This is a genomic window from Panacagrimonas perspica, assembly GCF_004364935.1.
Classification (GTDB): domain Bacteria; phylum Pseudomonadota; class Gammaproteobacteria; order Nevskiales; family Nevskiaceae; genus Panacagrimonas; species Panacagrimonas perspica.
Genome location: NZ_SOBT01000015.1, coordinates 1 through 8,863, shown reverse-complemented (window position 1 = coordinate 8,863; position 8,863 = coordinate 1). Strand labels below are relative to the sequence as shown.

The window sequence follows — 8,863 nt, the reverse complement described above, 5'->3', positions numbered from 1 at the left end:
TTCTGCAAGGTGTCCTGGTTGTAGATCTTCTTGCCGTCGGTGCGCTTGACCATGATCGTCACGGTCAGCGGATTGCCGAAGTTCGGATGATCCCGGTACGTCTGCACGAACGGATCGTCCGACGGCAGCAGGTCCGCAAAGATCGTGCGGATGTCGAGACGCGGCATCCCCGCCGCAAACGCGAGCGTGACGAGAATGAAAAAGATACCTATGGGTGCGCGGCGTGAGACGACCCAACGCGCAATCGAAAAGCGGACATCGGCCATGCGGATTCCCCTCCATGCCGGCCCTCGTGGACCGTGTCGTGGCGGCAAACGTTATCCGTTATGCCGGGAATGCAACCCTGTCCCAGTGATATGACCTACTTCACGCTCGTGAATGTTGCAGCGCGGTGAGTGCGCGCCGTATCGCGTGGAGTGCGGATTTCCATGCATCTTCGATATCTCGCCGTGAATATTCATCACGGTGATATGCGTCATTCCATCGGCCCCGTTGTACGGATTCCGACGCTCGACAAACTCCACGCTCACCGCCGGCCACTTTCGCCGGCGTCCATGAGCCTGCCACGTGCAGGAAGAGACGCTACGAGTTCGGCGACAGGCGCTCCAATCGAGCGGAGCCTCCATCATCGGATTCAGCGCGACGATCACATTCGCATGTCCAAGGACTGACTGGTGTCGCTCCACAACACTGCAAGCGCGGCGCCGCAAATACGCCCCGATCTGCCCGCTCGTGTCGGCGGCGGCAACGATCAGGCGGAGTACCGGATTTCAGTCAAGGGCACTGACGTCTCGTTCCCGTGCCATCCGGACGACACGATTCTGCGAGCGGCTTTGCGTGCGGGGCTTGGCCACCCTTACGAATGCAACTCGGGAGGATGCGGATCATGCTTGTTCGAGCCTGTCCGCGGCGAAGTCCTCGATCACTGGCCGACTGCTCCCGGTATCTCTGCACGCTCGAGATCGAAAGGAAGGCGATTGGCATGTCAGGCGTCGCCGCGAAGCGACTGCACGATTGGCGTGCGGATGCAGCCTCATTGCATACCCCCCATCGCACCCGTTGCACAGCGCGCCACGCTTGAATCAATTGTTCCCCTGACACGGGACATGGCGCGGTTCAGCTTTCGCGCAGACGGACCGGCGGCATTCATTCCCGGGCAATACGTCCTCTTGCACCTGCCAGGCGTGACGGGTCCCAGGGCGTACTCCATGTCGAATCTCCCCAATGAAAACGGCACATGGGAATTCATCGTGAAGCGCACTCCCGGCGGGAAAGCGACCGATGCGCTGTTCTCGCGGACGGGTATCGGCGACTCCTGCCAGATCGATGGCCCTTATGGGATGGCTCACCTGCGCGTGGATACGCCCAGGACCGTCGTATGCATCGGAGGCGGGTCCGGACTATCGCCGTTGATGTCGATCCTCGCCGACGTGGTGCGTCGGCCAAGCTTTTCTGCGCAACGAATCCACCTGTTCTACGGCGGACGTACTCCGTCGGACCTTTGCGTCAACGATCTGCTGGCAGCCGATCCGCTGCTGGGTGGCCGCGTGCAGTGCGTGACCGCGATATCCGACAGAAGTCATTTCGAAGAATGGAATGGCGAGCGCGGCTTCATTCACGAGGTCGTTGGCCGTTGGATCGAGAGCGGAAACGATCCCACCACTTGTGACTTCTACTTCTGTGGTCCACCTCCGATGACGGGCGCCGTTCAGCGGCTCCTGCTGGAGGCAAACGTGCCACACGCCCAGTTGCACCACGACAGATTCTTGTAGCAGCCGAATCATGAAGTCGGGGGCCATCCCCCTGGCTCGCGGATGCGGCGAGTCTTGATACATCTTTCGATCATTTTCCGCTTCGACGAACGCAATCCAAAAAACCCGCGTCATTGACCGCTCCGACGCTCACGTCGTTCGGAGATCGAGGGCCCCACATGAAGGCTGCGATTTACTACGGACCTGCGGACATTCGCTGCTCCGACATTCCCGACGCGTCCATTCGAAACGATCACGAGATGCTCGTGAAGGTGACCGCGACGTCGATCTGCGGATCCGACCTTCATCTGTTCCGCGGCTCTCTGGATGCAATGATGGAGAGGGGCACGTCGCAGACCGGTCACGAACTCATCGGCGAAGTGATCGACGTCGGCAAGGCGGTCAGTCGATTCCGACGTCATGACCGCGTCAGCATGGGGTACTCGGTATCGTGCGGGCACTGCTACATGTGCGAAGTCGGACAGACGGCGCACTGCGAGACGACGAACAAAGCCGTGTATGGATTTGGTATCCCGTTTGGCAATACGAACGGCACACACGCCGAAGCGCTCGTCATCCCGTATGCCGACGGCCACGCGATGAAGATTCCATCGTCGATCGGGGATCTGGATGCGATCACGTTGTCGTGCAATCTTCCATCGGCTGTCATCGCGAACAGACTTACATCGATCCAGTCCGGTGAACGGGTTGCCGTGATTGGCTGCGGGCCGACCGGCCTGATGGCGCTGGAAATTGCGCTGCTGAAGGGTCCCGGCGTCGCAGTTGCTCTGGACACGGTCGAATATCGTCTGGACGTCGCGCGGCACATGGGCGCGACGGGCATCAACACCTCCATCGAGGGCTGGAAGGAAGCGGCACTCGCCGCGACCGGCGGGCGGGGATTCGACAAGGTCATCGAAGTGGTCGGTCTTGGCGAAACCTTGCAGATGGCATTGGAACTCGTCAGGCCCGGGGGGACCATTGGGGCAATCGGCGTCTTCTGCGAGCCCGGCTTCAATCTCGGTCTTGCTGACGTGTTTCTGCGAAATATCTCGCTTCACATGAACGGCTTTGCGAACGTGCAGCCTTCCATGTGGGAAAGCCTTCGCTTGCTTGAAACCGGCATCATCTGCCCGCACGACTACTTCAGCCATACGTTCGCCTTGAAGGACATCAACAAGGCATTTGAGCTGTTCGCACAAAAAGAGGATGGTGCGATGAAGATGTGCATTCGCCCATAAGGCGCTTTTTGCACGGTCAGCGTGACCGACGACAGGCAGTACAGAGATCGGGCGGTTGTGATTGGACATCCGGAGATGATCGGACGCGCTTCCTCTTCGAAGCCGCGTTCCGCGAATGAACCATCCTGCGATGGAGATGGCTACCCCGCCGCGGAAAGCAATCGCCGCCATCGAAAGCTGGACATATTGCCGAACGTCCGCTCGGCGCTGCCGGCTCGGCGAAGTCGTCCTTCGACCAGGCGGGCCGCCATCAGAGCGTTCAACAGCCCCCGGTAGCGGGTTCGCGCCCGGATCGGGTTGCGCCAAAGTTTCTTTGCGGTCGCTGGCTCCGTCATGGGAGTCAAACCTAGGGGCGGCTCTGACTGCCTGCCCGCGAGAAACCCGTCTAAGCTCCGCGCCCGCGGTTCCTCTTTCCTGATCTCTTCAACCTTCCCAATGTCCAACGCGATTCGCTGCCGCCTGCCTGCCACACTCGAAAGTCTCACGCCTTCACACGTGGAACCCCGCCCTCCCGGCCCGGGCGAAGTTCAGGTCCGCGTGCGCGCAAGCTCGCTCAACTATCACGACTATCTCGTGGTCATCGGCACGATCAAGGTCGGCGAAGGCCGTATTCCGATGTCGGACGGCGCCGGTGAAGTGATGGCCGTAGGTGCCGGGGTCACGGAGTTCAAAGCCGGAGATCACGTGGTCAGCACGTTCTACCAGGACTGGTTCGACGGCCAGCCGACCGGCAATGGTTTCGCGTTCGTTCCGGGCGATGGCATCGACGGCTTTGCCTGTCAGTTCGCCACGGTCCCAGCAGTCGGTCTGACGCACGCTCCCAAGGGCTACAGCTTCGAGGAAGCGGCAACCCTCACCTGCGCCGGCGTCACGGCGTGGCGCGCACTCTCCGTCAACGGACAGCTCAAGTCGGGACAGACCGTCCTGGTGCAGGGCACAGGAGGCGTCTCGATCTTCGCGTTGCAGCTCGCCAAGGCGGCCGGGGCCCGGGTCATCGCCACGTCGTCATCGGATGCCAAGCTGGAACGTCTCCGCGAGCTGGGCGCCGACCACGTGATCAACTACAAGACCACGCCGGAATGGGGCGTGGAGGCCGCACGCTTGAGCGGTAACGGCGGCGTGGATCACGTCGTGGAGATCGGAGGTCCCGGCACGTTGCCGCAATCCATCCAGGCGATTCGCTACAACGGACACATCGCGCTGATCGGTGTGCTCACCGGGTGGGAAGGCGTGATCCCGACCGCCCAGCTCATGCGCAAGCAGGGGCGCCTCGTCGGCATCATGGTCGGGCACCGACAGGACCAGATCGACCTGGTTCGCGCTTGCGATGCCACGGGCCTCAAGCCTGTGATCGACCGCAGCTTCCCCCTGATGAACCTGGCAGACGCGTTCCGACACCAGGCATCCGGCACGCACTTCGGGAAGATTTGCGTCAGCATTCCGTAGCCAGCATTCCGGACCGCTGCGCGAGTCCTCGGAATAAGAAGTGACTGAAACGTGAAGAGGCGCGGTTCGAACGAACCGCGCCTCTTCGTTTTCCCGCTTTCGTCGCTATGCCTTCGAGCCCTTCTCTTCCAATTCCTTGATCCGGGCCTTGAGCTGGGCGATTTCCACGTCGCGCGGATTGGGCATGAAGACCGGCTGGATTTCGTCAGCCGTCATCGTGATGCGCGGCAGGTTGGCGAACGGGCCTGCGTAGATCTTGTTGCGATCGCTTCCCCACGAGCCGTAGTACGGCAGGTCCGCCGGCGGCTCGTCCTTGACCCACTTCTTGACGAATTCCTTGTACGGCAGACCACGCTTCTTGCGGGCTTCGCGTTCGGCGGTGCGCGCCTTCTGCGTCGCTTCGCGGTCCAGGACCAGCGTGTCCGGGTTGTAGACGACCTTGTAGACCCGCAGCGCCGCTTCATGCGACAGCAGACCCTCTTCGATATCGTTGATCACCAGGTCGGGATCGCGATCGAGGATGTCGCCATAACCTCCGCCCGCACCCTGCGTGATCATGTACAGCTCGCCACGCTTGGCCAGCTCGAACTGCAGACCGGTGTGGTGCGTCGTGTACGTGGCGCCCTTGAAGGGCTTCTTGTTCATGATGTCCACGATCGAGAACTGGAACGCGTCGGGATCGGTCTTCATGATCTCGAACACGTCCACGTCCTTGACCTTGCACAGCGGGTAGGTCGGCGCACCATAGCCGCCGAAGACGCCGGGCACGCAGCCCACCTTCGAACCGATACAGGTGGTCATGAAGCCCCACAGCGGGCTGCCGATGGAGCTCGCGATCATCTCGTAGCCCTGGCCGCCGCGGAACTTTCCGAAGGCGACGTTATCCGCCATGACCTTCTTGCTGACGATCTGGATGAACGGGACTTCCTCTTCGTTCAGCTCCTGCTCGCCGAGGTCGGACATCGCCGCGAAGATCGGCGCGATGGCGTGCTCGCCGTCGCGATCCGCGCGCGCACCGCCGCCCATTCCGTTCAAGTCGGCGCAGAGGTTGCCGACCATCTCGTTGTGCTGCGTGATGCCGCCCCAGATGAAGGTGCGGATCATGTTGTGCCAGGGCGCGAGAACCTTGGAATGCTTGGTCGGCGTCGAGTACACGAACTTCGCCACCGCCAGCTGTACGCAGCTGAACGAGGGGAAGAACGTCATCATCGACTGCGCATTGGGCGTCGTGTACGACGAGTGCAGCGCCGACTTCGGATCCGTGATGACCTTGATCGGAGCGAACACCGCCTGATTACGCGGCATGTCCGGCCAGACGAACGCCAGGAACAACTGCGCCAGCATGCCCTTGAGCGACGACAGCAGGGTGTTGTTGGCGCGGTTTGCGAATTCCGGCGATGACCCGCGGAAATCACAGATCAGTTCGCTGCCAATCTTGCTGACCTCGCACTGGATCTTGATCAACGCGTTCTCGCGCAGCGTCGAGTCCGCCATGACGATGGATCGCACCTTGCCGTCCGGCCACTCGCGCAGGCGGCGCTGCGTCTCGGCCTTGGCGTCCTCCAGACCCTTTCGCAGCGAGGCCAGCACGTAGTCCAGACCAAACTCCTGGATACAGCCGTGGATGCGCTGCTCCATGCGCCGGCACGTGAACAGCTTGGTCTTCATGTCCTCGAACTGCAGCTTCGGTTCACGCACCGAGTTCTGCAGGAAGGTCACGAGATCCTTCTTGAGTTCGTAGTTCGAGGCGCACTTGAAGGGCGACATCTTGAGCCCTTCTTCGTACACCGATTCGGCCAGCGACGGCATGCCGCCGGGCTCGATGGCGCCATTCTCGCCCTCGTGCACGGTGGTGCTCACCCAACACACCAGTTCGCCCTTCCAGAACACCGGCATCATCATCGACTGGTCGGTGTTGTGGATGTTGCCGTAGCGCGCGTCGTTGTGAATGAAGCCGTCGCCTTCGCGGACGCCCACCGTCGGATCATTCGTCCAGTACTTGACGATGTACTTGATCGGGTGATGCACGACGGCCGAGAAGATCAGCACGCCACCCGCGCTGGACACGGCAAGATCGCCGGCCGCCGTGAAGACGCCGGTGATCAGGTCGCCCCATTTCGCACCCGGAGCGGCGCCCATCTGCTCGAGCATCTCGAACGATTCGTTGGCGCCCGCCTGCAGGCGGTCACGCACCAACGCGTGCATGGCGGCATCGGTACAGGTCGCCAGCGCACGTTCCTCTGCGGCCGTGCGCACAGACAGATCATGCGTGTTCATGATCTCGGGATCGGGGCCGAGGAACAGCACGTTGTCGGCGAGGAACTGATCGACGACCGACTTCTCTTTCTCGGTGTAGCTCTGCACAGCTTCGTTGTCACCCATGTGTCACTCCGGAATTCGTGAGGCTCAGGCGTCGACCTTGAGCGAGTTGGAGGCCTTCTCGGCCTTGCGGTCGGCAGTGGCGGTGCCGCGCGTGAACCAGGCGGCGCCGTGCTCGCCGATCTCCACCTTCCAACCTGGCTCGACCAGATAGGTGGTGACGGCCGAGATCACCACGGCCGGGCCCGTCACGACCGTGCCCACGTCGAGCTTCTCGTGCGAGAAGACCGCCGTGTCGACGGCGCCTTCGTGACCCACGAAGTAACACTTGCGCGAACCTTCGGCCGGACCTGCGGCCTTGGTGCTCTTCGCACGCAACTTTCCGAGATTGACCGTTTCGAGCTCCACATAGCTCTGCACGCGGACCGTATTGATGCGGATACCGGCTTCCGGCGCTTCCGAGCCCTTGCCGAAGCGGTTGCCGTAGTCCACCGAGAACTGCTTGATGATCGCCATCACGTCGTCCATCGACTCGAAGCGCAGCTTGGGCGCCACGACCGTGGTCGTCGCCAGCTGGTTGCCGTAGCGCATGTCGAGCTCGAGCTTGTGCTTGATGTCGCCCGGATTCATGCCCTGGCGCAGCAGATCCTGGCGACCGTTCTCCTCGAGCTCTGCGACGATCTTGTTGAACTTCTCGTAATCGTTGTAGAGGCGGCGCGTGTTGCTGTCGAAGATCCACATGAACAGCGACTTCTCGTGGATGTGCAGCTGGTGCATGTTGCCTGCACCCACCGCCGAGAACACCGAGCAGAACGGCGGCACCAGCATCCGGTCGATGCCGAGCTGACTGGCGATGCCGCAACCGTGCAGCGGGCCGTTGCCGCCGTAGGCCAGCAGCGTGAAGTTCGACGGATCGTAACCGCGCGCACGCAGTTCGGTGGCGATGCCGTTGGCCATGTTGGCGTCGACCTTGCGCTTGATCATCAGCGCGGCTTCGGTCACCGAGATGTCCAGCGGTTCGCAGATCTCGTCTTCGATCGCCTGTTTGGCGCGATTGGCCTTGAGCTTGATCGCACCGCCGGCGTAGTTGGCCGGGTCGAGGTAACCGAGCACGAGGTCCGCGTCGGCAACCGTCGGCTTCAGACCGCCACGGTCGTAGCAGGCCGGGCCCGGGTTGGAACCCGCGGACTCCGGTCCCACCTGGACGGTGTTGTACATGCGGTCGTACCGGCAGATCGAACCACCGCCAGCGCCCAGCGTGACCAGATGGATCATCGGCACACTGACCATCCAGCGTTCGATGACCGGATTGAAGTCGTAGTGCTTGACGCCACCTTCCACGACCAGGCCGATGTCGAAGCTCGTGCCACCCATGTCGGTGCAGATGACGTTGCCCAGATCCGCTTCGCGGGCCAGATGATCCGACGCCGATACGCCGGCGACCGGACCCGAGTGGATCGTCTGCAGCGCGTCGGTGGAGTTGAGCTGTGCCATGCCACCGGAGTTGTGGATGACCAGCATCGGCTTCTTGTAGTTCGACTCGCGCAGATTGAGCTCGAGCGACGACAGGCCGTGATACATCACGTCGTGCAGGAACGCATCCATGATCGTCGACGATGCACGCACGTATTCGCCCTTGCGTCCGGCAACCTTGTGCGACATGACGATCGGCATCGCACCGAGCATGTGCTCGGGATACTCCTCGAGCAGGATCTCCTGTACCCGGCGTTCATGCATCGGATTGGCCACCGAGTTGACCAGCGCCACGCAGAAGCTCTGCGCACCGCGGTCGACCAGATTTCGGATCTTCGTACGAAGGTCTTTTTCGTCCAGCGGCATCAGCACGTTGCCGACGGCGTCGAGGCGCTCGCGCACGCCGGCGATCATTGGTACGGGCACCAGCGGCGCCGGGCGGCAGGCACCGGGCAAGTCGGCCTGGCTCTTCTCGCTCAGGCCTTCTCCGTAGCCACGTCCACGCGCCAACGGCACCGTGGATTCATAGCCGCAGGTCACCAGCAGCGCGACCTTCGGGCCCTTGCGCTGGATCAGCGCGTTGGTGCCCAGCGTGGTGGCGTAGCGGACCGAATCGACTTCGGACAGCACGTC

Annotated in this window: 5 protein-coding genes; 3 read left to right on the top strand and 2 right to left on the bottom strand. The window is 62.1% G+C overall.

Features of this window, described 5'->3' with window-relative positions; genetic code table 11:
* The first annotated feature begins 674 nt into the window (after nt 1-674).
* The 3 genes from DFR24_RS25090 (at nt 675) to DFR24_RS24210 (ending at nt 4,438) form a co-directional block, all read left to right on the top strand.
* Nucleotides 675-1,772 (top strand): 2Fe-2S iron-sulfur cluster-binding protein, encoded by a 1,098-nt coding sequence (locus DFR24_RS25090; protein WP_210772661.1) that lies wholly within the window; start codon nt 675-677, stop codon nt 1,770-1,772.
* Between the two features lie 158 nt (nt 1,773-1,930).
* Nucleotides 1,931-2,992 carry an alcohol dehydrogenase catalytic domain-containing protein gene (locus tag DFR24_RS24215; protein ID WP_133884055.1) on the top strand — a complete coding sequence of 354 codons (1,062 nt, stop codon included), beginning with the start codon at nt 1,931-1,933 and terminating at the stop codon, nt 2,990-2,992.
* Between the two features lie 435 nt (nt 2,993-3,427).
* Entirely contained in the window at nt 3,428-4,438 is a 1,011-nt protein-coding gene (locus tag DFR24_RS24210; protein WP_133884054.1) for a zinc-dependent alcohol dehydrogenase family protein, read from the top strand.
* Between the two features lie 105 nt (nt 4,439-4,543).
* On the opposite strand, the gene DFR24_RS24205 is transcribed toward DFR24_RS24210, so the two are convergent.
* Together DFR24_RS24205 and DFR24_RS24200 are read right to left on the bottom strand one after the other, a co-directional pair.
* The gene (locus DFR24_RS24205) at nt 4,544-6,820 is read right to left on the bottom strand and encodes a hydantoinase B/oxoprolinase family protein (protein WP_133884053.1); all 2,277 of its coding nucleotides are present in this window, start codon (nt 6,818-6,820) and stop codon (nt 4,544-4,546) included.
* A 24-nt stretch (nt 6,821-6,844) separates the two neighbouring features.
* Nucleotides 6,845-8,863: hydantoinase/oxoprolinase family protein (locus DFR24_RS24200; protein ID WP_133884052.1), on the bottom strand; the 2,019-nt coding region annotated here is incomplete at its 5' end.